This is a genomic window from Serratia sp. PL7 (genome assembly GCF_945957435.1).
In genome coordinates this window covers 363,194-387,592 of the sequence record NZ_CAMFLB010000006.1, presented here as the reverse complement: position 1 = coordinate 387,592, position 24,399 = coordinate 363,194, and the positions used below count along the sequence as shown (strand labels likewise).

General features: G+C 54.3%; 19 protein-coding genes and 1 riboswitch. Of the genes, 14 read left to right on the top strand and 5 right to left on the bottom strand.

Going from position 1 to position 24,399, the window contains the following annotated elements:
- Window positions 1-7: 7 nt before the first annotated feature.
- The 3 genes from mlaA (at window position 8) to N6G83_RS25995 (ending at window position 3,563) form a co-directional block, all read left to right on the top strand.
- The gene (gene mlaA, locus N6G83_RS26005; RefSeq protein WP_024529166.1) at window positions 8-769 is read left to right on the top strand and encodes a phospholipid-binding lipoprotein MlaA; all 762 of its coding nucleotides are present in this window, start codon (window positions 8-10) and stop codon (window positions 767-769) included.
- A gap of 331 nt (window positions 770-1,100) precedes the next feature.
- On the top strand, window positions 1,101-1,727 hold the full coding sequence (locus tag N6G83_RS26000) for an OB-fold-containig protein (RefSeq protein WP_211135927.1): 627 nt from the start codon (window positions 1,101-1,103) through the stop codon (window positions 1,725-1,727).
- 51 nt (window positions 1,728-1,778) lie between these two features.
- Entirely contained in the window at window positions 1,779-3,563 is a 1,785-nt protein-coding gene (locus tag N6G83_RS25995) for a flotillin family protein (protein WP_211135928.1), read from the top strand.
- An 80-nt stretch (window positions 3,564-3,643) separates the two neighbouring features.
- Here N6G83_RS25995 and fadL read toward each other — a convergent pair whose 3' ends face one another.
- Window positions 3,644-4,966, bottom strand: coding sequence for a long-chain fatty acid transporter FadL (gene fadL, locus N6G83_RS25990; protein ID WP_037435011.1), 1,323 nt, complete (start codon window positions 4,964-4,966; stop codon window positions 3,644-3,646).
- 407 nt (window positions 4,967-5,373) lie between these two features.
- On the opposite strand from fadL, the gene N6G83_RS25985 reads away from it, so the two are divergent.
- The 4 genes from N6G83_RS25985 (at window position 5,374) to sixA (ending at window position 10,235) form a co-directional block, all read left to right on the top strand.
- Window positions 5,374-5,670, top strand: a complete 297-nt coding sequence (locus N6G83_RS25985) for a YfcZ/YiiS family protein (protein WP_074032198.1) — start codon at window positions 5,374-5,376, stop codon at window positions 5,668-5,670.
- A 198-nt stretch (window positions 5,671-5,868) separates the two neighbouring features.
- On the top strand, window positions 5,869-7,182 hold the full coding sequence (fadI, locus tag N6G83_RS25980) for an acetyl-CoA C-acyltransferase FadI (protein WP_211135929.1): 1,314 nt from the start codon (window positions 5,869-5,871) through the stop codon (window positions 7,180-7,182).
- Window positions 7,179-9,347 (top strand): fatty acid oxidation complex subunit alpha FadJ, encoded by a 2,169-nt coding sequence (gene fadJ, locus N6G83_RS25975; RefSeq protein WP_211135930.1) that lies wholly within the window; start codon window positions 7,179-7,181, stop codon window positions 9,345-9,347. Before fadI ends, fadJ begins: the two co-directional genes overlap by 4 nt.
- A gap of 405 nt (window positions 9,348-9,752) precedes the next feature.
- Window positions 9,753-10,235: a phosphohistidine phosphatase SixA gene (sixA, locus tag N6G83_RS25970; RefSeq protein ID WP_024529159.1), complete on the top strand. Its 483-nt coding sequence runs from the start codon at window positions 9,753-9,755 to the stop codon at window positions 10,233-10,235.
- Window positions 10,236-10,291: 56 nt separating this feature from the next.
- Here the strand turns inward: sixA and N6G83_RS25965 are convergent, their stop codons facing one another.
- The 3 genes from N6G83_RS25965 to smrB form a co-directional block, all read right to left on the bottom strand.
- Window positions 10,292-11,953 (bottom strand): ShlB/FhaC/HecB family hemolysin secretion/activation protein, encoded by a 1,662-nt coding sequence (locus N6G83_RS25965; protein WP_211135931.1) that lies wholly within the window; start codon window positions 11,951-11,953, stop codon window positions 10,292-10,294.
- A gap of 171 nt (window positions 11,954-12,124) precedes the next feature.
- Complete coding sequence (locus N6G83_RS25960) at window positions 12,125-14,140, bottom strand: filamentous hemagglutinin N-terminal domain-containing protein (protein ID WP_211135932.1); 2,016 nt, start codon at window positions 14,138-14,140, stop codon at window positions 12,125-12,127.
- A gap of 539 nt (window positions 14,141-14,679) precedes the next feature.
- The gene (gene smrB, locus N6G83_RS25955; RefSeq protein WP_021806058.1) at window positions 14,680-15,210 is read right to left on the bottom strand and encodes an endonuclease SmrB; all 531 of its coding nucleotides are present in this window, start codon (window positions 15,208-15,210) and stop codon (window positions 14,680-14,682) included.
- Window positions 15,211-15,392: 182 nt separating this feature from the next.
- Here smrB and prmB point away from each other — a divergent pair, with 182 nt between their 5' ends.
- From prmB to N6G83_RS25925, 6 genes are all read left to right on the top strand, one after another.
- The gene (gene prmB / locus N6G83_RS25950) at window positions 15,393-16,325 is read left to right on the top strand and encodes a 50S ribosomal protein L3 N(5)-glutamine methyltransferase (RefSeq protein ID WP_211136609.1); all 933 of its coding nucleotides are present in this window, start codon (window positions 15,393-15,395) and stop codon (window positions 16,323-16,325) included.
- A gap of 83 nt (window positions 16,326-16,408) precedes the next feature.
- Window positions 16,409-17,494 carry a chorismate synthase gene (aroC, locus tag N6G83_RS25945; RefSeq protein WP_021806057.1) on the top strand — a complete coding sequence of 362 codons (1,086 nt, stop codon included), beginning with the start codon at window positions 16,409-16,411 and terminating at the stop codon, window positions 17,492-17,494.
- 9 nt (window positions 17,495-17,503) lie between these two features.
- Entirely contained in the window at window positions 17,504-18,331 is an 828-nt protein-coding gene (gene mepA / locus N6G83_RS25940) for a penicillin-insensitive murein endopeptidase (RefSeq protein WP_211136608.1), read from the top strand.
- A gap of 102 nt (window positions 18,332-18,433) precedes the next feature.
- On the top strand, window positions 18,434-19,234 hold the full coding sequence (locus N6G83_RS25935) for a sulfite exporter TauE/SafE family protein (protein WP_211136607.1): 801 nt from the start codon (window positions 18,434-18,436) through the stop codon (window positions 19,232-19,234).
- A 75-nt stretch (window positions 19,235-19,309) separates the two neighbouring features.
- Window positions 19,310-19,855, top strand: coding sequence for an elongation factor P hydroxylase (locus N6G83_RS25930; protein WP_024529154.1), 546 nt, complete (start codon window positions 19,310-19,312; stop codon window positions 19,853-19,855).
- A 32-nt stretch (window positions 19,856-19,887) separates the two neighbouring features.
- Complete coding sequence (locus tag N6G83_RS25925; RefSeq protein ID WP_024529153.1) at window positions 19,888-20,169, top strand: YfcL family protein; 282 nt, start codon at window positions 19,888-19,890, stop codon at window positions 20,167-20,169.
- A gap of 331 nt (window positions 20,170-20,500) precedes the next feature.
- Here N6G83_RS25925 and mnmC read toward each other — a convergent pair whose 3' ends face one another.
- Window positions 20,501-22,522, bottom strand: coding sequence for a bifunctional tRNA (5-methylaminomethyl-2-thiouridine)(34)-methyltransferase MnmD/FAD-dependent 5-carboxymethylaminomethyl-2-thiouridine(34) oxidoreductase MnmC (gene mnmC, locus N6G83_RS25920; protein WP_211136606.1), 2,022 nt, complete (start codon window positions 22,520-22,522; stop codon window positions 20,501-20,503).
- Between the two features lie 170 nt (window positions 22,523-22,692).
- On the opposite strand from mnmC, the gene fabB reads away from it, so the two are divergent.
- Window positions 22,693-23,907: a beta-ketoacyl-ACP synthase I gene (gene fabB / locus N6G83_RS25915; protein WP_021806051.1), complete on the top strand. Its 1,215-nt coding sequence runs from the start codon at window positions 22,693-22,695 to the stop codon at window positions 23,905-23,907.
- Between the two features lie 289 nt (window positions 23,908-24,196).
- Window positions 24,197-24,367: riboswitch (M-box (ykoK) riboswitch) on the top strand.
- Window positions 24,368-24,399 lie beyond the last annotated feature (32 nt).

Here is a 24,399-nt window from a genome sequence, read left to right as displayed (position 1 = left end):
GAAATATATGAACTTTCGCCTGACTGGGCTGGCTTTCGCAACGGTGTTATTGGTAGGCTGTGCCAGCTCGCCTGGTGACGATCCGCAAGGGCGTTCCGACCCTCTTGAAGGGTTTAACCGGGCGATGTTTAACTTCAACTATAACGTGATGGATCCCTACGTGCTGCGCCCGGTCGCGGTGGTATGGCGCGATTACGTCCCGACGCCTGCGCGTAATGGCTTGAGCAACTTTACTTCCAACCTGGAAGAGCCAGCCAGCATGGTGAACGAATTTCTGCGTGGTAACCCTTATCAGGGCATGAAGCACTTCAACCGTTTCTTCCTCAACACCCTGTTGGGGATGGGCGGGTTGATCGACGTGGCCAGTATGGCTAACCCGAAACTGGCGCGTGAAGAACCACGCCGCTTCGGTGGAACCTTGGGGAACTACGGCGTAGGTTACGGCCCGTATGTTCACTTACCGGTTTACGGTAGCTTCACCATCCGTGAAGACGGTGGTGACTGGGCAGATACCGTTTATCCGGTGCTGAGTTACCTCACCTTCTGGATGTCGGCGGGTAAATGGGTAGTGGAAGGGGTTGAAACCCGTGCTCAGCTGCTGGATTCCGATGGGTTGCTGCGCAACTCTTCCGATCCTTATGTGATGGTGCGTGACGCCTACTTCCAACGCCATGACTTCCTGGCGCAGGGCGGGGTGCTCAAGCCGCAGGAGAACCCAAATGCCAAGGCGATCCAGGGCGATCTGGATGAGATCGACTCTGCCAACTAAGGATTAGGTTTTTTTCAACTTATCCTGTGGTGAATGGCGTTTGAAAAAGGATCCTGGAAGTTTGGGGGATCCTTTTTTATTTATGTAAATGATAATCATTTTTCTTGAGGATTTTCTGGGATGCCGGTGCAGTAAATGCTAAAATCTGCGCCAGGCGACTGCCGCTGGTTACATGGAGGGCAGAGCCCGTGGCTTGGGAACCGGCTTGTGTGGAACAAGGATCGTTTATAGCGGATTGCTGCATCACCTTTTACCGCGTTTTGTCCCCTCTTTCCTGCCTGTTTTCTGCTGCCGCGATATTTTCGCAGTGATGCGCACGGAGAACGCCAATATGGACCTACTTTCTTCAGGCAATGCCCCTTTCTTGATCGCCCTGCTCCTGCTGCTGTTTATCGGCGTGCTGGAAACGCTGGCGGTGTTTCTCGGTGCTTCCCTTTCCAGCCATTTCGACGCAGCTATAGACTCCCATCCGGATATTACCCTGGGTGAGAACGTTTTCGCCCAGGGTCTGAGCTGGCTGCATATCGGGCGCTTGCCGCTGCTGGTCATCATAGTGCTGTTTCTCGGCGGTTTTTCACTGAGTGGCCTGATACTGCAATGGTTGGCAGGCGGTGAATTACCGGTATGGCTGGCGGTGATCGTTGCCTTTCTCTTTGCCGTATTCTGCGTGCGCTGGTGCGGCCGCGGCATTGCTCGCTACTTGCCACGTGACGAGAGCAGCGCCGTTTCCACGGACAGCTTTATTGGCCGCATGGCAATTATGACCGGTGCCACGGCCACGGCGGGCACCCCGGCAGAAGCCAGGTTGACTGACGAGCACGGGCGTACCCATTACATTTTGATCGAACCGGATGAGGAGGACGTCGCCTTTGTGCGTGGAGCCAAGGTGCTGGTGACGGCCCGCATTTCCGGGTCCCGTTTCAGCGGCAGTGCCAACCCTTGGCCGGATCTGCTGTGAACGCGGTTTTAACGGAATTATTTTGATAATACTTACGGAGAGGTAGCCCTAGTGATAATTAGTGATGGTCTTACGTTTTGGGGGTCGATTGCAGGTGGCATCTTTGTTGTTCTGCTGATCATCGGACTGATTTTTTCACGCCTGTATCGCCGCGCTTCGGCGGAACAGTCGTTGGTTCGTACCGGTCTGGGCGGGCTTAAAGTGGTGCTGAGTGGTGGTGCCATCTCCCTGCCGGTGTTCCATGAGATTGTTGAAATCAACATGAAGACCCTGAAGCTGGAGGTCAGCCGTGCCATGCATGACAGCCTGATCACCAAGGACAGAATGCGCGTGGACGTAGTGGTGGCATTTTTCGTCCGTGTGCAACCTACCATTGAAGGGATCTCCACCGCAGCACAGACTTTGGGCCAGCGTACGCTGTCACCGGAAGATCTGCGCCAACTGGTGGAAGACAAGTTTGTTGACGCATTACGCTCCACCGCTGCGCAGATGACCATGCAAGACCTGCAAGACACGCGCGAAAACTTCGTGCAGGGCGTACAGAGCACGGTATCTGAAGATCTGGCGAAAAACGGCCTGGAGCTGGAAAGCGTGTCGCTGACCAACTTTAACCAGACCTCGAAAGAGTATTTCGATCCTAACAACGCCTTCGATGCTGAAGGTCTGACCAAGCTGACGCAGGAAACCGAACGCCGTCGTCGCGAACGTAATGAAGTTGAGCAGGACGTAGAGGTCGCAGTACGCGAAAAAAACCGCGATGCCATGTCACGTAAGCTGGAGATCGAGCAGCAGGAAGCCTTCATGTCGCTTGAGCAGGAGCAGCAGGTCAAAACCCGCAGCGCCGAGCAAAGCTCCCGGATCGCCACCTTCGAAGCGGAGCGCCGCCGTGAGGCCGAACAGAGCCGTATCTCCGCCGAGCGTCAGATTCAGGAGGCGGAAATCGAGCGTGAGCAGGCGGTACGGACCCGTAAGGTAGAGGCGGACCGTGAAATCCGTGTCAAAGAGATCGAGCAGAATAAAGTCACGGAAATGGCCGCCATCGAGCAGAAAAAAGTGACGGAAATTGCCGAACAGGATAAGGCCATCGCCATTGCTGCCAAGTCCGAGCAGCAGTCCCAGGCTCAGGCGCGCGCTAATGATGCGTTGACCGAAGCGGTGAAAGCGGAGCAAAACGTGGAAACTACGCGCCAGACCGCCGAAGCCGATCGTGCCAAGCAGGTTGCACTGATCGAAGCCCGTCAAGGGGCGGAAACCGAGGCGATGCAACTAACGCTAAAAGCCCGTGCGGAGAAAGAGGCCGCTGAACTGCAGGCCGCAGCCATCATCGAACTGGCCGAAGCCGCGCGTAAGAAAGGCTTGGCAGAGGCGGAAACCCAGCGCGCGTTGAACGAAGCGGTCAACATGCTTTCCAGCGATCAGACCAGCCTGAAGTTCAAACTGGCGTTGCTGCAGGCACTGCCGGCGATCATCGAGAAGTCCGTTGAGCCGATGAAGGCTATCGACGGGATCAAGATCCTGCAGGTTGATGGGTTGAACCGTTCTGGCGCTGCAGGTGCGGCAGCGGCTTCGATCGGTGGCGGCAACCTGGCCGAGCAGGCGATGTCTGCCGCTCTCGCTTATCGTACGCACGCCCCGGTTATCGACTCCCTGCTACAGGAAATCGGTATCAGCGGTGGTTCATTGCAGGCGTTGACCGCGGCTTTACCGCAGGCACAGCCAGTTGTTCCGTTGGCGGAGCCTGACGCTGTAGTCGTGCAGGAAGAGATTGCGGAACAAAAACCGGAGTCGTATGCACCGTCAACGGAGCACAGCATCACGACGGTAAACCTTTCCTGAGTTACGGCTGGAGGGGGTTAACACAATAGAAAACGGCGGGGTAATCCCGCCGTTTTTACGTTCCTGTCTAGGAAAGCAGATTAGAAACGGTAGTTGAAGCCAGCACCGTACAACCAGGCTGAACCTTTCGATTCGAAGGTGTATGGACCTTCTTTGATGGTGACTTTCTGACCGTGCATGTAAGACACCCCGACGTCTACAGAAGCGTCTTTATTGAACGCGTAAGTGGTACCGGCGCTGATCCAGGTGCGATCCTGATCCGGGATCGAGATAGAGCGGTTTTCCGCTGGGACTGGGCTGTCATCGAAGGCGATACCGGTACGGAAGGTCCAGTTATCGTCGTAGAAGTAGGTGGTACCCAGCGCGATACGGTAAGCATCACGGAAGCCTTCATGCTTCTGGAACAGGGTGTTGCCGTTGCTGTCGGTTGCTCTCAGCTCCTGGAACTGGCTCCAGCTGGTGTAGGCCATGCTGTAGTGGATCGCCCACTGCGGTGCCACTTTGTTATACCCGGAAACTTCCCACATTTCTGGCAGATTCAGGGTCAGAGAACCAGGGACGTTGTTGCCGTCGGTTCCCATTGGCAGGCCGAATTTCCCCAGCAGAGGGTTAAAGGCGGAAGGCAGGCTACTTCTGTAGTCACCGTCAAAGTCGATTTTCACTTCAGAACGGTAGGTAAAGCCGTAGCGGTTGTTTTCATCTACTTCATACAGCACGCCTGCGTTCCAGCCATAGCCCCATTTATTGCCTTCCAGATGAGAAATCTGGGTATCGGCAGGGATTCTGGCTACCTGGCCAGCCAGCGCCGGAGGCAGTTGTCCTGAACCGGCGATCAGCAGCGGTAAATCACCGGCATAACGATCGATTTTGGCTTTGGCATACACTGCATCAAAGCCCAGACCGAAGCTGAAGTGTTTGTTCAGACGGTAAGCGGCGCTCAGGTTGATATTGGCGGTGGTCAGGTCTGTAGTCCCACCGACGGAGCCAGCCGTGTAGCCCTCGTTGTATTCGGTAGCCAGGCCATAGTTGCTGGTCACGGAAGCGCCGACGGCCCATTGGTCATTCAGCGGTTGAATGTAGTGCAGGTTGGGTACCCAGGCGGTTGGGGCAATATTCTTCGCATCCAGGCTGCGGCCTGAAGGCGATGTGCCGGTAATGTTAACGTCTGGATCAATAAAAACGGCGCCCGCAGTGAGAGAAGGGCGGTCAAACATCATCATGGTTGCCGGGTTACGACTTGCCGAGGCAGCGGAATCCGCCATTGCGCCTTCGCCAGAATAGGCTCGCCCTAAACCAGCTGCCGAAAACTCGTTCAGCTGGAATCCTGCGGCATATACGTTTGAAGAAATAATTGCCACTGCAGCTGCGAGAGCTGATTTAGTGAATAGGTTTTTCTGGCTCATGACCAAAACCTCATTTTATATGTTTATTATTTAAACAATGTTACACAAAGTAACATGGAGCGCGCGATTGTAGGGTCCGTTATCAATCTGACAAATCAGACCAGTGGCTGAATTATAGGTCTGACCTGTTAAGATGTTGCAAGTTTGTTTTTGAAATATTTCCATATTGATATCAGAAAAGAGATCCACATAACAAAAAATGACCTGCACATAACAAAACTCTTATGTTTTTTTACCGCGAAGCGATTTAGTTATGTGATTTCCGTCACTTAAAGTGCTTACAAAAAGTAAGGCTAGTGATTGGCAAGCCCGAGGAGTAAAATAAACACAGAATTTTGTTTATTTGCGCCAGATCATAAATGGCTATTTGGGCGAGCTTAACTGCGGCCCGTGAGGAGATTTCAACTATGTCAGATGCAATCAATAAATGTAACGCTCAGGAAACTGCGGCCTGCTGCTGTGTCGATGTCGGAACCGTGATGGATAACACCGATTGCACCGCTTCCTACAGCCGAGTGTTTGCCAATCAGCAAGATGCAGAGCAAACCCTGGCAGCACTGACTGAAAAGGCGCGCGGCGTGGAGTCCGAGCCTTGTGACATCAGCAGTAGCATTAAACCGGTTGACGGCGGCGTGCAACTGGATGTGGATTTCACCTTCTCCTGCCAGGCAGAAACCATGATCTTCCAGCTCGGCCTGCGTTAATCCCGACCCGATCCCGTAGGGGCGTAATATCCGCCCCTGCTGGTATCCGCACCGCTTTACCCCCTACCAGAAAGTTGCTCCCGCTCTCAGTTTTCACTTCTGCCGGTTTGCCAAATGTAAACATTTGGTTAACAATGACCTCATCAGGTCAGACCTCTTTTTGTCCGTTGTGTTGACGGCCTCTCTTCAGGAGCGTTTATGAGTAAGGCATTGCCGCTGGTTACCCGTCTCGGCGACCGTATCGCCATTGTTCAAGGGCTGCGCACCCCTTTCGCCAAGCAGGCTACCGCTTATCACGGTATACCTGCGGTCGATCTTGGCAAGACTGCGGTGAGCGAGCTGCTGGCGCGTAGCGGCATCGATCCCGCCCTGATTGAGCAACTGGTATTTGGCCAGGTGGTGCAAATGCCTGAAGCGCCTAACATTGCGCGGGAAATTGTGCTTGGCACCGGCATGAGCGTGCACACCGATGCCTATAGCGTTTCACGTGCCTGTGCCACCAGCTTCCAGGCGATTGCCAACGTGGCGGAAAGTATCATGGCTGGCAGCATCAGTGTTGGCATTGCCGGTGGGGCGGATTCTTCCTCCGTGCTGCCGATTGGCGTTAGCAAGGCGCTGGCCCGCACGTTGGTGGACGTTAACAAGGCCCGCACGCTGTCACAGCGCCTGAAGCTGTTCAGTAAGCTTAAGTTCCGCGATCTGATGCCGGTGCCACCCGCCGTGGCGGAATACTCTACCGGCCTGCGCATGGGGGATACCGCCGAGCAAATGGCGAAAACCCACGGCATTACTCGTGAGCAGCAGGATGCCTTGGCACACCGCTCGCATCAACTGGCCGCCAAAGCCTGGGAGCAGGGGCTGTTGCGCGATGAAGTGATGACCGCCTATGTGCCGCCGTATAAAACCCCGCTGGCCGAAGATAACAACGTCCGCAAAGATTCCAGCCTGGAGTCTTATGCCCGTTTGAAACCGGCATTCGATCGCCGCCACGGTACCGTCACGGCCGCCAACAGTACGCCACTGACCGATGGTGCGGCAGCGGTGCTGATAATGAGCGAGTCCCGTGCGAAAGAACTTGGCCTGGAGCCTCTAGGCTACCTTCGCAGCTTCGCCTTTGCCGCCATTGATGTCTGGGAGGATATGTTGCTCGGCCCTTCCTATGCCACCCCGTTGGCTCTGGATCGTGCCGGTATTACCCTGGCCGACCTGACCCTGATCGATATGCACGAAGCTTTTGCGGCGCAAACGCTGGCCAACCTGAAAATGTTCGCCAGCACCGAGTTTGCCCAACAGAAGCTGGGGCGTGAGCAGGCGATCGGTGAGGTGGATATGGAAAAATTCAACGTGTTGGGTGGCTCCATCGCTTACGGCCACCCGTTTGCCGCTACTGGCGCACGCATGATCACCCAGACGCTGCACGAGCTTAAACGGCGCGGTGGCGGTCTGGGGCTGGCCACCGCTTGTGCGGCTGGGGGATTAGGTGCGGCGATGATCGTGGAGGTAGACAAATGAGTTTCGAGAACGCATTGCACGAACAGCGTGCCAAGCCTTCGACATTTCATCTGACCCTGCGCCCGGATAATATTGGCGTGATCACCATCGATGTGCCGGGGGAGAAGGTCAATACGCTGAAGGCAGAGTTTGTTGAGCAGATCAACGACGTGCTGCTCAAGGCGCAGCAGCTTGCTACCCTGGAAGGGTTGGTGATCCTCTCCGGCAAGCCAGATTCCTTTATTGCCGGTGCAGATATCACCATGATCGCCGCGTGCCATACGGCCCAAGAGGCACAAGCGCTGGCGAAGAAGGGGCAGAGCACGCTGGCACAGATTGCCGCGTTCCCGGTGCCGGTGGTTGCCGCTATTCATGGTGCTTGCCTTGGCGGCGGGCTGGAGTTGGCTTTGGCCTGCCATAGCCGCGTCTGTTCTCTGGATGACAAAACGGCGCTTGGCCTGCCGGAAGTCCAGTTGGGTTTGCTGCCTGGTTCTGGGGGTACCCAGCGCTTACCCCGTCTGATTGGTGCCAGCAAAGCGTTGGATATGATGCTGACGGGCAGGCACGTTCGCGCGCGTCAGGCGCTGCGTATGGGCCTGGTGGACGAGGCCGTACCGCAATCCATTCTGCTGCAAACCGCCATTGAGCGTGTAAAACAGGGGTGGAAATCGCGCCGTGCGTTACCATGGCAGGAACGCCTGCTTAACGGTCCGTTGGGCAGAAGCCTGTTGTTCAGCATCGTGCGTAAGAAGACCCTGGAGAAAACCCACGGTAACTACCCCGCAGCGGAGCGTATTATCCAAGTGGTGCGCACTGGTCTGGATCATGGCAGTGCCAGCGGCTATGAAGCGGAGGCCCGCGCCTTCGGTGAACTGGCGATGTCTTCCCAGTCTGCCGCATTACGCAGCCTGTTCTTTGCCTCTACGGCGCTGAAAAAAGAGCGCGGCGGGGATGCCCAACCCCATGAATTACAGCGCGTCGGCGTGCTTGGCGGTGGTTTGATGGGCGGCGGTATAGCCTGCGTCACGGCGACTCGTGGTGGGCTACCGGTGCGCATTAAAGACGTGAATGAGCAGGGGATCAACCATGCGTTGAAATACACCTGGGATCTGTTGGGCAAGCGGGTACGCAGCAAACGCATGCGTCCGGCAGAGCGCCAAAAACAGATGATGCTGATTTCAGGCAGCACCGATTACAGCGGTTTTGAACGGATCGACATCGTGGTAGAGGCGGTATTTGAAGATATCGCGCTCAAGCAGCAGATGGTGGCCGATATTGAACAGTATGCCGCGCCGCATACCGTATTCGCCTCCAACACCTCATCATTGCCGATCGGCCAAATCGCGGCGCAGGCAGCCAAGCCGCAGCAGGTTATTGGTCTGCACTACTTCAGCCCGGTGGATAAAATGCCGTTGGTCGAAGTGATCCCGCATGCCACTACCAGCGAACAAACCATTGCCACCACCGTTGCTCTGGCCCACAAACAGGGGAAAACGGCGATCGTGGTCGCCGATCGTGCTGGTTTTTACGTGAACCGTATTCTCGCTCCTTATATTAATGAAGCGGCGCGATGCTTGCTGGAAGGCGAGCCTATCGAATCGGTTGATAAGGCTTTGGTCGATTTTGGTTTCCCGGTGGGCCCCATCATGCTGTTGGATGAAGTGGGTATCGACGTCGGCACCAAGATTATCCCGATCCTGACGGCGGAGCTGGGGCCACGCTTTGCCGCTCCAGCGGCGTTCGACGCGGTGCTGAAAGACGGCCGCAAAGGGCGCAAGAATGGCCGTGGTTTTTATCTGTACCCAGCCGAGGGCAGTAGGTCACGCCAGAAACGCAAGAGCGCTGACAGCAGCATCTATCCATTGTTGGGTATCACCGGCAAGGCGCATATTCAGCATGCGGTGATCGCTCAACGCTGTGTGATGATGATGCTCAACGAGGCGGCGCGTTGCCTGGATGAAGGCGTGGTGCGCAGCGCACGCGACGGTGATATCGGCGCGGTGTTTGGCATTGGTTTCCCGCCGTTCCTTGGCGGCCCGTTCCGCTATATGGATGAGCTAGGCGCGGAGAAAGTGGTAAAAACCCTGCGCTACCTGCAACAGCAATACGGTGAGTATTTTGCTCCTTGTGAACGTCTGCAGCGCATGGCGGAGCAGGGGGAACGCTTCTATCCGCAAGGCAGTTAACCAGCATGGCGGCCCGGTTTGCGCTACAGTTTGATCAGGGCCGCACTGTGATCGCCATCACTCCTTGCAATTAGGGCAATCCCGGAAGCTGTACAGGGAGATTGGGGAGGGGTAACGTAGCGTTTTGGTGGGTGGCTCACTCAGCGCTACCAAAATTTCATAGCAACAAGGTTAAAATTTAACCCGTTGAATTGGTTGTTATGTCAGCGATGAATTTGTGTAAGGGCGCAAATGTTGTAAAAAACAGCGTTTTCTTTACGCGAACTTTCAGGCAAAATGCCCGGCCGCCATAGAGAGACGGCGCGTTATCGTTTGAAGCAGGCCTGTGTTCTTGAGTGCAACTCGGCGATACAGCACGCTCGGCGTTTCTGTATAGCGTTATTTTGTCAACAACAGCGGTGCAATATGCAAGTTTTGATTATGCGTCACGGAGAGGCGGCACTCGATGCAGCCAGCGATTCGGTAAGGCCTCTTACCGTTTGTGGCCGTGATGAGTCACGTCAGATGGCGGCCTGGTTGAACACCAAGTCTGTGGATATTGAACGAGTGCTGGTCAGCCCCTATTTGCGGGCCGAGCAGACGCTGGAAACGGTACGCGAAGCGTTAACGCTGCCGGAAGGTGAAGAAGTGCTGCCGGAGCTGACTCCTGGGGGCGACGCTGGGCTGGTGAGCTGTTATCTGCAGGCGCTGGCAAAAGAGGGCATCGGTGCGGTGTTAGTGGTTTCCCATCTACCGCTGGTGGGTTATCTGGTGGCCGAGCTGTGCCCTGGAGAATGCCCGCCAATGTTTGCGACCTCCGCCATTGCTAATGTCGATCTGTCAGAGGATGGCAGCGTCGGCAAGTTTGAATGGCAGGTCAGCCCGTCACAGGTGATGGCCAAGGTCTGAGCTTGTTCTCACCATCAAAGGGCGATGATAAACATCGCCCTTTGTCATTAACGTCTTCAAAATTGCCACTGTAACGTAAAGCCTAGGTTGACCGGGCTGGTGGTGAAATTATCAGGCTTGGAGAGCGGCACCCCAACGAAGGCGTCATAACCGACCGCTTTTACCTTCCCTCGAATACCGGCAACGCTACCAAGCAGGTGGCCATCGGCAAAGTCGTTACTACCGTCTCCTTTCACCCGGCCATAATCCATACCCAGGTATAATTGCTGCCCCAGTTTTGGCAGGTTCAGGTTCAGGTCATTGCGCAGGGAGTAGCCCTTGTTGGCCATCATATTCATTTCACCGTCAAAACCACGTACGGTCCAGCGGTTACCGATACTGAATTGATCCTGGGTGGTCAGGCGGTCCGGACTGTATTGCTGGCGAAAGCGGGATTGATAACTCAGTGACAGATCTTGCACGGTAAATGGCGTATAGGTGCTGATATCCAGGTTGACGATGCGGCTTGACGGAGCGCTGTCCACCGGTCTTTCGGCACCAAACCAGGCGGTATCACGCTGATAGCTCAACATGGCATCGACAATAGACTGGCCTACGTAGTGGCGGTGATTGAACTCAATGCTCCAGTTGGCCATATTACGCTTTTGCAACTGCAGTTCCGTATCGTTCAGATAAAAATGCGAGTTACGCTTGAGGACTTGAAAGCTGAGCGTGTTTTTTTGGCTCGCGTTGCGATACAAGAGGCGATTGATTTTTAAGCTAAGGTTGCGATACTTGCCGCGGTAGGAAAAATCGGTATAGATGCCATGGATATTTTGTACATATTCGCTGCGGCCAGCATATAAGTCCAATGACCAGAAGCCGTAGGGCACCGAGTAGTACAACGAGCCATTATTAGAATGACGGCTCGATTGGAACTGCAAATCACGACCGGCAGAAACGTAGAACAGATCGTTCATCGAAGTCGGGTTATCAATATATAAAGCCAAGCCGCTTTGATAGCGGCCGGTTTGTTTACTGCCTGAGTCATCCAGCCAACCGCCCAAACGCCAGAATGAGGGTTGTTCACGCGTTATTTCCAGGTCGGATTCACCCGCCTTACTGCCTGGGTGGAGTGAAATGTTGGCAACAACATCAGGAATGCGTTGCATGTTTTCCAACCCCTGCTCAATCGCACGCAGATCCAGCAGATCCCCTTGGCTGCCAGGGAAGGTGGTGTGCAAGTTGACGTACTGATCGCTGTCATCGGTCAACCTGACGTTGCCAATGGTGCCGGGCAGGATATCCAGAGTGAGAAGCCCTTGCGTCAAATTCTGCTGAGGGATCATGACCCTGGTAGTAATATAGCCATGTCCAATCAGCTTGTTTTGCAAGGCGGTCGCGAGCGTTTTCACCCCTTGGATCCCCAGGCAGCGCCCTTGTGCCTGTTCTGTCAGTTTGTGCAAGGGTATCCAATGAGGGATCTTGTCGTCCTTATTCAGTTCAACCCGTTGTAGGGGGAAACAGGGTTGTTCTTCGGGAAAGTCGATGTGGGTGCTTAGTCCTGCGCTGCCAGCGGAGCGAACGTCTTTACCTACGGTTTCCAATTGGTTGTAGCGTGCTTTTTCCTGTTCCTGCTGGTGGCTCATTTGCTGCTCAATAAACTGGCCTTTTTCAGTTGCCTGAACCAGTGGGGTGAAAATAAGCAATAACCAGGCATTGAGAAAGCGAAAACGCATGTTAACTTCCTTATTAATATGATTTTTCTTTAATCGGGTGCAGTGTGAAGATAGGCAGGAGTGAAAAACAGCTGATAGCCATTGATAACATGGCTATCAGCTTGTTATTACCTATCTCGCGATGCTAATAGACGTGATAGGGGTATTTATCGCCTCAGTATTGGCTCTGGATTAGTACTTGGTATGGATTTCTACAGTGTTGTCCGAAATCATTTTGCCGTAATTGCCGAATTTCCCGTCTGTATCGATCTTTATCTTGTTTTTGCCAACCAAGGTCCCTTGATTATAGAAGCTGCCATCGACACGCTGACCACCGGCAAGGGTTCCGCGCTTCATGTTGATCTCTAAAGTATCACCGGCCTCAATGTTTCCTGCTGTGCTAGCTGATGAACCATTATCTAAACGTGATGCATTAACCACCAGATTTTCACCGGCAATCATATTGCCATTGTGATTGCCAATGCTGGTCGCACTCAGCATGATGTTTTTATCACTCCCAATATGCCCATGTTTATTGGCGATGAGAGAGTTGGGACTGACGGTAATATCACCATGAGAAGCGATGACACCATACTCATTATTGAGTGAGGAGCTCAAGTTTAGGCTCATGCCACCACCGCTGAATATACCGTATTCTTGGGTTGGATTGTGATAAGCACTATTAACCAACCGGGCGGCATCGATATTCAAGGCTTCCTGAGCCATGATTTTACCTGAGTTGTTTTTAATCTCTGATGCTTTTATAGCGATGTTGCCTTCTGCCAGAATTTCACCCTGGGTGTTATTCAGCTCGGAGGATACGTTAATAACTACGTCATCCTTGGTTTGGATGAGGCCGTATTGATTGCTCATCTTGTAAGCATTCAGAGCCACGCAGCAGTTGGCCTCAATAATCCCTCTGTCGTTGAAGAGGGTGTTAGCGGTATTAATCGTCACGCCGCCAAAATCTGATACAATTCTACCCACGTAGTTATTCACACCATACTTGGCGTCCAGGGTGACATCGTCCACGGCACTGATGATACCGCTGCTGTTCTTGATTGAGGCTCCTTTGGTGCTAATCGTGATACCCTTTCCAGCGCTGAGTTTACCATTATCATTATCGACCCCTACATTTGAAGATAAGGCTGCGGAACTGTCGATGTTGATATTGCCATCGGCCACCATGGTCCCCTTGATGTTTCTTACGTAAGAGCTTTTAATATCAACATCATTGCCAGCTTCAAGATAACCACCTGGGCTGTTTATTACGTATGTAGTGTTGTTACTAGGGGTTAATACCACGCTGATATCTTTTTGGGCAGAAATAGTCCCCTTATTGGTGAGTGAACCATTCATGTTCATGGTCACATCGCCAACGGAAGCGGCGAGGGTGCCAGCGTTGTTCACGCCCACGCCATTGCCGGTACCGATCAGCGTAATTTTGTTGGCGTACATGCCGCCCAGGTTGGACACGTCAAGGCCTATGCCAGACTGACGAGCAGCAGAGAGCAGGGTGGCTTTGGTGTTGTCGACATTAACGCGGTTTTGGCCATAAGTGACCCGTAGATCCTGGGCCTGCACGTCGGCGTTAATGGCAACGGTGTGGGCGATTAGATCGGTATAGTTGGCGCTGGAACTCTGCAAGCCATCGCCAGTAAGGGTAATTTTACCTTTGTTGACAACGTAATCGAGGACGCGGCCATTAGCCACCGAGGCCTTGCCCGTGGTCAAGGTCGCACGATTGGCGTTGATAAAACCGCAGCCGTTGCAGGTAATCCCCGATGGGTTGGCAATAATAACCTGTGCATTCTGACCTGCTACCTCAATCATACCGTTGAGTTGGCTGGCTTTAGCGGAGTTGACTTCATTGAGGATAACGTTGGCGGCACCGTTGGCTAAATTCTTGTTGCCGTTAATGGCACCCGCCACCTGGGTCGTTGAATTTTGTGCGCTGTTATTTAGCACCACTCCACCACGGTCTACGTCAAACTGGTTATAGATATTGTGAGATACGCCCCCTCTGCCGGGCTTATTAATGTCGATAACCGTACCGCCCTTGATGGAGCTGGCACCGAGCGATGGGCCACCTGGGGCGGAAACGATAGCGGCGTGGGCAACGGTTACTCCCTGTAAGGCCAGCAGGCTAAAGAAACAAATTGGCGAAAGTTTGGCAAAAAACGGCTTCTGTTTGTTTTTTAGGGTCATAATATTATTTCCTTTAATATTTTAGATGCAAAGACTATCAATATTGATAGCCGAACTGGTGGAAAAAGGCTTTGCAGCCAACTTCATTTCTGTCAACCATGAGGGATCATCCCCCATGTTGGGCAGGAGGTATAGGCTATTATTTGATTAACTCAAGGTGCTATATTTGCCATGTGGCTATTCGTTGTGTTTATTAACTGCGGATGACAATGTTTACGCTTTATCTGCGTTTAACAAAATGCGCATTCTACTTGTAATATTTTCCCTGTCTACTTTTTGGCGTTAATACAGGATCTTTCTCGTGAATTTTAAATCACATCAATGATTTTTGTTTTAAGTATATTTAAAACAAATGTTTTATTTGAAATTCAAGATTAAAAGTATTTGGGGTATTTAAGTAGGTATGGTATTGGGGAGAGATCTTAGGTTTTGCCAGGATGGGGAGGGGCTATTTCGTCAAGGTCGTTCTCAACTCATGGCCCCCTTCTTGGAACCGTCACTGCGGATTATTTGGCACCGCTAAGTGCCATTTTATATCGCTATTCTGCTAGTTCGATCAACAGCAGTATTGCTGCGTTACCCCCCCATTCTTTGGGGGCCTGGTGGAACGCCAGCACGTCCGGATGTTGCGCCAACCAAAGCGGCGTTTGCTGCTTGAGGATGTGTTTGCCGTGGCCGTGCATCACGCAGGCACAATGCACGTGCTCACGCTTGCAGGCGGCGATCATCGCCCCGAGTTCCTGCTTGGCCTGCATCTGTGTCAAGCCATGCAAATCCAGGAACAGATCCGGCACGTAGTCCCCACGACGCAGTTTCTTCAACTCATAGTGGCTGTAGCCGGGACGCACATAGCGCGTTGGGCCTTCATCTTCCAACTGCGGCTGAAACTCATCGGAAAAGTAAAAGCTGGCATCCACCTGCTCTTGCAACAGGCGTTGCGGCGCGATCTGCTTGGTTTTCATTTTAGGTTTTGGGTGGACGATGGTGTCCTGCGGCAGCTTCTTTGCTCCAGCTACCGACTCTCTAAAGAGCAATAATTCATCTTTGCTCAGAGGGGGCTTATTCTTCATTATTCGCTCGTCGCCTATCATTTATCGCGCTAGTTTACCTGCTCGAAGGCTTCTGTCGACGCAAAACTGGCACTGAATGCCAACCAGAATGCTGCTACGCTGCTATTGCTGCTGATTTGTCGCAGGCTTCATGGCAAACTACGGGGCTAAATCATGAATCATCGCGCCTGCCGGAGGGCAAATTGGACAAAATTTTCGTCGAAGAAGCAGTGAATGAGCTGCACACCATTCAGGATATGCTGCGCTGGGCCGTAAGCCGTTTCAACGCCGCCAATATCTACTATGGCCACGGAACCGATAACCCGTGGGACGAAGCCGTGCAATTGGTCTTGCCCAGCCTGTTCCTGCCGTTGGATATTCCTGAAGATATGCGCACTGCGCGTTTGACCTCCAGCGAGCGTCACCGCATCGTTGAGCGAGTGATCCGCCGTGTCAACGAGCGCATCCCGGTTGCTTACCTGACCAATAAAGCCTGGTTCTGCGACCTGGAGTTCTATGTCGATGAGCGCGTGCTGGTACCGCGTTCACCGATTGGTGAGCTGATCAACGATCGTTTCAGCGCGCTGATCCCCCATCCGCCACGCCATATCCTGGATATGTGTACCGGTAGTGGCTGTATTGCTATCGCGTGTGGCTATGCCTTCCCGGAAGCGGAAGTGGACGCGGTAGATATCTCCACCGACGTGCTGGCCGTGACCGAGCGTAATATTCAGGCGCACGGCGTGGAACATCAGGTGATCCCGATCCGCTCCGATCTGTTCCGTGACGTCCCCGCGATCCAATACGATCTGATCGTCACCAACCCGCCGTATGTTGATGCGGAAGATATGTCCGATCTGCCGCAAGAGTTCCGCTTTGAGCCGGAACTGGGCCTGGCTGCAGGCAGCGACGGCCTGAAGCTGGTGCGCCGCATTATGGCCTGTGCGCCAGACTTCCTGAGCGACGACGGCGTGCTGATTTGTGAAGTGGGCAACAGCATGGTACATCTGATGGAACAATATCCGGATATTCCGTTCACCTGGCTGGAGTTTGATAACGGCGGGGACGGTGTATTCATGCTGACGAAACAGCAGCTGATTGACTGTAAAGATCATTTCAGCCTCTACCGCAGCTAACCAACAACCTGGCTCGCCATAGTGTGGGCCTGTATGCCCCGTTTGCACGCGAACGGGATGACAACCAACGGTAAGGAGCCGTGATGGCAGGGAACAGTATTGGGCAGTTTTTCCGCGTCACCACATTTGGTGAATCTCACGGTGTGGCGCTGGGATGTATCGTAGACGGTGTGCCGCCAGGTATTCCGCTGACAGAAGCTGATTTGCAGCACGATCTCGATCGTCGCCGCCCCGGCACTTCGCGCTATACCACCCAGCGCCGCGAGCCGGATCAGGTGCGTATCCTCTCCGGGGTTTTTGAAGGCGTCACTACTGGCACCAGCATTGGCCTGATGATCGAAAACACCGATCAGCGCTCGCAAGACTACGGCGCGATCAAAGATGTGTTCCGCCCTGGCCATGCCGATTACACCTACGAACAGAAATACGGCGTGCGTGATTATCGCGGCGGTGGCCGTTCTTCGGCGCGTGAAACCGCGATGCGCGTTGCCGCCGGTGCCATTGCCAAAAAATATCTGGCGCAGAAGTTTGGCGTACAGGTGCGCGGCTATCTGGCGCAGATCGGCGACGTGAGCTGCGAGTTGAAAGATTGGGATCAGGTTGAGCAGAACCCGTTCTTCTGCCCGGATCCGGATAAGCTGGAAGCCCTGGACGAACTGATGCGCGCGCTGAAAAAAGAGGGCGACTCCATCGGTGCCAAAGTGACCGTGGTGGCGGAAAACGTCCCGGTAGGGTTGGGCGAGCCGGTATTCGATCGTCTGGATGCCGACTTGGCGCATGCGCTGATGAGCATCAATGCGGTCAAAGGTGTAGAAATTGGCGACGGTTTTGCCGTGGTCACCAAGCGTGGCAGTGAAAACCGCGATGAAATCACCCCTGAAGGTTTCCAGAGCAACCACGCTGGCGGCATTCTTGGTGGTATCAGCAGCGGCCAGCCGGTGATTGCCCATTTGGCGCTGAAGCCGACCTCCAGCATCATGGTGCCGGGCCGTACGATCAACCGTCAGGGTGAAGCGGTGGAAATGGTCACCCGTGGCCGCCACGATCCGTGCGTCGGGATCCGTGCTGTGCCGATCGCCGAAGCGATGATGGCGATCGTGCTGATGGATCATCTGCTGCGCCAGCGCGCGCAAAATGGTGATGTGATTTCTGACGTGCCACGCTGGTAAGGGATTACGATGAAAAAATGGATGCTGGGCTTGGTTGCGTTGATCGCTTCTGGTTCCGCCTTGGCGCTAACGCCGTGGCAAAAGATTGACCATCCGGTTACTGGAACTGCACAGGCCGTTGGCGGTTTTGCCAATGGTTGTATCATCGGGGCGCATCCGTTGCCGCTTAACTCACCGGATTATCAGGTGATGCGTACCGACCAGCGGCGCTACTTCGGCCATCCTGACCTGCTGGCGTTTATTCAGCGTCTGAGCAGCCAGGCCAACCAGAAAGCACTGGGCACGGTATTGATCGGCGATATGGCAATGCCAGCCGGTGGGCGCTTCAGCAGCGGCCATGCCAGCCACCAATCCGGTTTGGACGTGGACATCTGGTTGCAGTTGCCGCGCCAACGTTGGAGCGCTCAGCAACTGTTGAAACCGCAGCCGATCGATCTGGTCTCTGGCGACGGTAAGCAAGTAGTGGATCGCCAGTGGCAGCCGCAAATCGAATCTTTGATCAAGATGGCGGCGCAGGACAGCGAAGTGACGCGGATCTTCGTTAACCCGGCGATCAAACAGCGTCTTTGCCAGGATGCCGGTGCCGATCGCGGTTGGTTGCATAAGGTCCGGCCTTGGTTTGGGCATCGTGCGCATATGCACGTACGCTTGCGTTGCCCGGCGGGTAGCCTGGAGTGTCTGGATCAGGATGCGCCGCCGGTGGGTGATGGCTGTGGTGCCGAGTTGGCCAGCTGGTTCAAACCGCATCAGCCGAATGCCAATCCGGTCAAGAAAGAGCCACCACCGCTGCCGCCAACCTGTCAGGCGCTGCTGGATAGCCACTTCGCCAATCGCTGATAGCCTGATGAAAACGCCTCGAATGGGGCGTTTATTTTTTGAGTTTTAAGGCGTAGTGTGTGCGGCAAACAAAGTGGCTCCACTTTTGCAGGCAGACGACTTATGGATGGGCTGGTATTAGGTCCCGAATTGCTCGGGATTCTGTTTTTGGTAGCAATGTTCGCCGGGTTTATTGATTCGATCGCCGGTGGTGGTGGGCTGTTGACCGTACCGGCTCTGCTGGCCGTTGGCGTCCCGCCAACCCAGGCGCTGGCGACCAATAAATTGCAGTCGGTTGGGGGATCGTTTTCCGCCAGCCTGTACTTTGTTCGCCGTCGCGCTGTCGATCTTAATACCCAGAAGCTGACCATCCTCCTGACGCTGGTGGGATCAGTGATCGGCGCGCTCCTGGTGCAGCACATGCGTGCCGATATATTGCGGCAGATGCTGCCGCTGTTGGTGATTGGTATCGGCGTCTATTTCTTGCTGACGCCACGGCTGGGGGAAAACGATCGCCAGCGTCGGCTGGGGGCGTTACCCTTTGGCCTGGTAGCTGGGGGCTGCGTAGGGTTCTACGACGGTTTCTTCGGGCCAGGAGCCGGTTCGTTCTATGCCTTGGCCTATGTGACGCTGTGCGGTTTTAACCTGGCCAAGGCGACCGCCCATGCCAAGGTGTTGAACTTCACCTCCAATCTGGGCAGCCTGGTGCTGTTTATTATCGGCGGCCAAGTGATCTGGAGTATTGGTCTGGTGATGCTGGTAGGGCAGGTGTTCGGAGCCCGTCTTGGGGCGCACATGGTGCTGACCAAGGGCCAGAAGCTGATCCGGCCGATGATCGTGATAGTGTCTCTGATCATGAGCTGCAAATTGCTGTACGACAATCACGGGGCGGAAATCCAGCAGTGGTTGGCGTTGCATTTTTAACATTTCAAAGGGGCGGCAAGCCGAGAGATATCGGCTATAATGGCCTCCTTAATTTTGTGGTTATTTGAGTTTTTTATGCCAAACACACACCAGTATCCGCAACTGATTGAAATCTTTAATCAGTGTTTTAGCGATGAGTTCAATACCCGCCTGGTCAAAGGCGACGATGAGCCTATCTATCTGCCTGCCGATGATGAGCTGCCTTATAATCGCATCGTCTTTGCACACGGCTACTATGCCAGCGGCATGCATGAAATCTCCCATTGGTGCATCGCCGGAGCAGAACGCCGCAAGCTGGTGGACTTCGGTTACTGGTATTGCCCGGATGGGCGCGATGCCCAGACGCAGAGTGAATTCGAGGCGGTTGAGATTAATCCGCAGGCGCTGGAGTGGATGTTCTGCGTGGCGGCCGGTTTCCCGTTCAACGTCAGTTGCGACAATCTCAGTGGAGATTGCGAGCCGGATCGCATCGGTTTTCAGCGTAAAGTCCGTACCCGAGTGCTGGAATTGCTGGAACGGGGAATACCCACACGACCTGCGCGCTTTATTCAGGCGCTGCAATCGTTTTACAATACGCCTCCGCTGGCGGCCGAGCATTTTCCCTACCCGGAAGATCTCTGAGGCCAGAGTCTGTTTGTTAACGAGGAAATTTGATGATCGCAGAATTTGAAGCGCGCATTCTGGCGCTGATTGATGACATGGTAGAGCACGCCAGCGATGATGAACTGTTTGCCGGTGGCTACCTGCGCGGTCATCTGACTTTGGCGGTGGCGGAATCGGAAGAACATGCCGAACACAGCGCCGAGCAGCTCAAGGTGCGGGTGCAGAGCAGCCTGGACAAGGCCATCAAGGCCGGGGAGCTTTCCCCGCCGGATCAGATACTGGTGCTGGGCATGTGGGAAAACCTGTATCAGACAGCGTTGCCGACTGAGTAAAACGCCCCCTCACCCTAACCCTCTCCCACAGGGAGAGGGGACCGATTGTGCCCCAGTTTTACTCCAGTAATCTGCCCGCAACGTCACATCAATGAGCAAGAGAATTTAACGAACTACAGGTTAAACTCTGTACCTAATTGCCACTCTGTACAGCCCCCTCTCCCTGTGGGATAGGAGACCGAACGAGCCACCGTTTTACTCCAGTAATCTGCCCGCAGCGTCACATCAATTAGCAAGAGAATTTAACGAGCTACAGGTTAAACTCTGTACCTAATTGCCACTCTGTACTGCTCCCTCTCCCTGTGGGAGAGGGTTGGGGTGAGGGGAGCCATTATACCTCGCGTCCCTTCAGTAGCTTCCTGACCCACATGCGGTTTGGGTTTAACGCTGCCAACATCTCGCTATCCCCCGGTAAGGGTTCGCCAAACAGCTGAGCCGCTAAAATCTCCGCGGCCAACGGCGCCGAGCACAGGCCGCGTGAGCCCAAGGCTCCGATCATAAACAACCCCGGATACATTGGCGCATCGGCAATTGCTTCACCGCGCTGGCGCTGCTGCTGTAAATCGCCATACAGCGCCAGAGTGGCTTGATAGTCCGGCACGGCACCGACCATCGGCATATGGTCTCGCGTAGCGCTGCGTACGCCACAGCGTGCCTGCTGACCACTGATATCCACCTCTTGCGTCCAGTTCTGTGCTGGCAGACAGCGCAGCAGGCGTTCGCGGTTCTCTTCTTGCTCTGCCTGGCTATATTCAGTGTTTGATTCACCGCGCTGGTAGCTGGCACCAATGCAGTGCTGCTGATTGCCAGGATTCACCGGCGTCAGATAACCGTCGTAACACAGTACCTGCTTTAACTCACTTAAGATTGGCGTAGTGGGAATATGTGAAACCTGGCCGCGCACCGCATATGCAGGTAGTGCGGCGCTAGGTGACAGAGTGGTGAGTTGGTGCCCGTTAGCCAGGATCACCGTCGCATGTTGGTGAGTTTCACCCTCAGCAAAATGCAACTGCCAACCCTCATCATTGCGGTTCAGATCGGAAAGCGTATGCAGATAGTGGCAAACCAATCCCTGCCGTTCGGCCAGGGCAATCGCGGCACGCGTCAGGTCAGCAGGGCACAGCCATCCCCCGAGCGAATAGTGAATGCCACCAAACCCCGTATCGATCCCACACAGGGCGCTAAGCGTAGCGCGATCGGCCTGTTGTGCCAGAGTATGCGGCCAGGCAACGGCCAGGATCTTGGCGATCTTCCCCGCGCTTTTCTCGTCATAGGCCAATTGGCTGACGCCACACCACTGGTGATCGAACTCAACCTGCTGTTGCAGCAGGGCGTCATACTGGCGGCGGGCAAAGGGGAAGGCGGCGGAGAAGAAGTTTTCCAACGCATCGCCCCGGCCATTCAGCAATGGGTACAGCGCCCCCTGGCGATTGCCGGATGCTCCCTCTGCGGGCTGTGCATCGGCGCAATACAAGGTAACCCTGGCCCCACGGCGCAATAAGGCCAATGCGGTGAGCGCACTGGCTACGCCGCCGCCAATAATGGCGACATCGTCGGTATTCTCCGCTGCCGGGCGCAGGAACCACGGGCTTGGATTGACGCTTGCCGGGGTGTCAGCAGGGAGCTGGCCGGTGAGCATCTCGCGTTTCTGGCCAAAGCCTTTGCATTTGCTGACCTCAAACCCGGCCTGCTGCAATCCACGGCGGACAAACCCTGCGGCAGTGAAGGTGGCAAAGCTGCCGCCTGGGCGGGCAAAACGCGCCATGGTGGCAAACAGCGGTTCGCTCCACATATCGGGGTTTTTGGACGGCGCAAAACCATCCAGGAACCAGGCGTCAATTTGATCGTTCATGCTGGCGTCAAAGTGTGGCAACAGGGTATTGACGTCACCGAACCATAAATCGAGCGTGATCTGCCCTTCGGCAAGCAGCAGGCGGTGGCACCCTGGCAGCGGCAAAGGCCACTGGGCGCGAAGTTCATCGGCAAAGGGGGCCAGTTCTGGCCATTGGGCATGGGCTGCCGCCAGATCGTCCAACTGCAACGGGTATTTCTCAAAGCTGATAAAATGCAGGCGCCGCAAACTTGCTGCGGGTGTCTCCTGCCGAAAATAGGCAAAGGCCTGCCACAGGGTGAGAAAATTCAGGCCGGTACCGAAGCCGGTTTCTGCCACAAAAAACAGTGAGCGTGGGTGATCGCTGAAGCGTTGTGGCAACCGGTTGCCCCCCAGAAAGACGTAGCGGGTTTCCTCTAGCCCATCCTGGTTGGAAAAATAGACGTCATCAAACTGTTTCGAAACAGGTGTACCTTGTTCATTCCAGCTTAACGCTGCGGTTTGGATGGGGGCATTGCTCACGGTAGGTTGCTCGTAATTCAAGGGATAAAGCGATTTTAACGGGGGTAGCCCCGAGGTGCAAACTGGGTAAAGATAATGCAAAATTATTCTGATCGGACTTGTTCGGCGTACATCTGTACGCTAAAGTGCGATGCAAAATCCCGAATGTAAATTGTGGAAGAGGTACTTGAATGAAACGTGCAGTGATTACTGGCCTGGGAATCGTCTCCAGCATTGGTAACAACCAGCAGGAGGTCCTGGCAAGTCTGCAGGAAGGCCGCTCTGGGATCACCTTCTCTCAGGAGCTGAAAGATTCCGGCATGCGTAGTCACGTATGGGGTGATGTTAAACTCGACACTACCGGTCTGATTGACCGTAAAGTGATGCGCTTTATGAGCGACGCGTCGGTTTACGCCTATCTCTCCATGGAACAAGCGATTCAAGATTCCGGCCTGGCAGCCGATCAGGTTTCCAACGATCGCACCGGTCTGGTGGTCGGTTCCGGTGGTGGTTCTCCACGTAACCAGGTGGCGGGTTCTGACGGTATGCGCGCCAAAGGCCTGCGTGGCGTTGGCCCATACATGGTGACCAAGGCGATGGCATCAGGCGTTTCTGCCTGCCTGGCTACCCCATTCAAAATTCGCGGCGTGAACTACTCCATCAGCTCTGCCTGCGCAACTTCAGCACACTGTATCGGCCACGCCGTTGAGCTGATCCAACTGGGTAAACAAGACGTCGTCTTTGCTGGCGGTGGTGAAGAGCTGTGCTGGGAAATGGCCTGCGAATTCGACGCCATGGGCGCGCTGTCTACCAGCTATAACGACACGCCAGAAAAAGCTTCCCGTACCTATGATGCAGCGCGTGACGGTTTCGTTATCGCAGGCGGCGGCGGCATGGTCGTGGTTGAGGAGTTGGAGCATGCTCTGGCTCGCGGCGCACATATCTATGCGGAAATCATCGGTTACGGTGCCACTTCAGACGGTGCCGACATGGTGGCTCCATCGGGTGAAGGCGCAGTGCGTTGCATGAAGATGGCAATGCAGGGCGTAGACACCCCAATCGACTACATGAACGTACACGGCACCTCTACGCCGGTCGGCGACGTGAAAGAACTGGGCGCGATCCGTGAAGTCTTTGGCGATAACACCCCGGCTATCTCTTCAACCAAAGCCATGACCGGCCACTCACTGGGTGCGGCGGGCGTGCAGGAAGCGATTTATAGCCTGCTGATGGTCGAGCACGGCTTCATTGCGCCAAGCATTAACATCGATAACCTCGATGAGAAGGCGGCTGGCATGAACATCGTGACCGAGCCAACCAAGCGTGAGCTGACCACGGTCATGTCCAACAGCTTCGGTTTCGGCGGCACCAACGCCACGCTGGTAATGCGTAAACTGCAGAAGTAAGCGCAGAGCATCATATTATCAATCGGGCACCGTAATAGGTGCCCGATTTTTTTTGCGTTTTAAAAGCTATACCCTACATCAGTACGAATTAAGGTTTCGCAGATCAAAAAAATGACAGCAGATAACTTAAACAGCGGGTGGTTTTTCGTTTAATTTAGCCGTGGCCTGAAAGGATAATAAATTAATCCGGTTATTTTTTGGCCCGAATAATAAATAACACCTCAACAAAATACCCCTTTTCCCGATACGAATAACCAAACCAGTCATAATGCCCACGCTTTATCTAGCTTTACGATCTCGTTATGGCGAGGCTCCTATACGAACACAAGTTACCGCTCTAATGGCATCGAGAGAGGCCACCAAGGGTAAAACAAGCATTAGCCGAATCAAGGCATTGCTAAGGTAACTTCCCTCTGGGGATACGTTGTATAGTGCTAAACCCAAGACGTGGGGATCGGCTTTCGCTGTCCTGTCTTGTCGCCTCTATGAGAC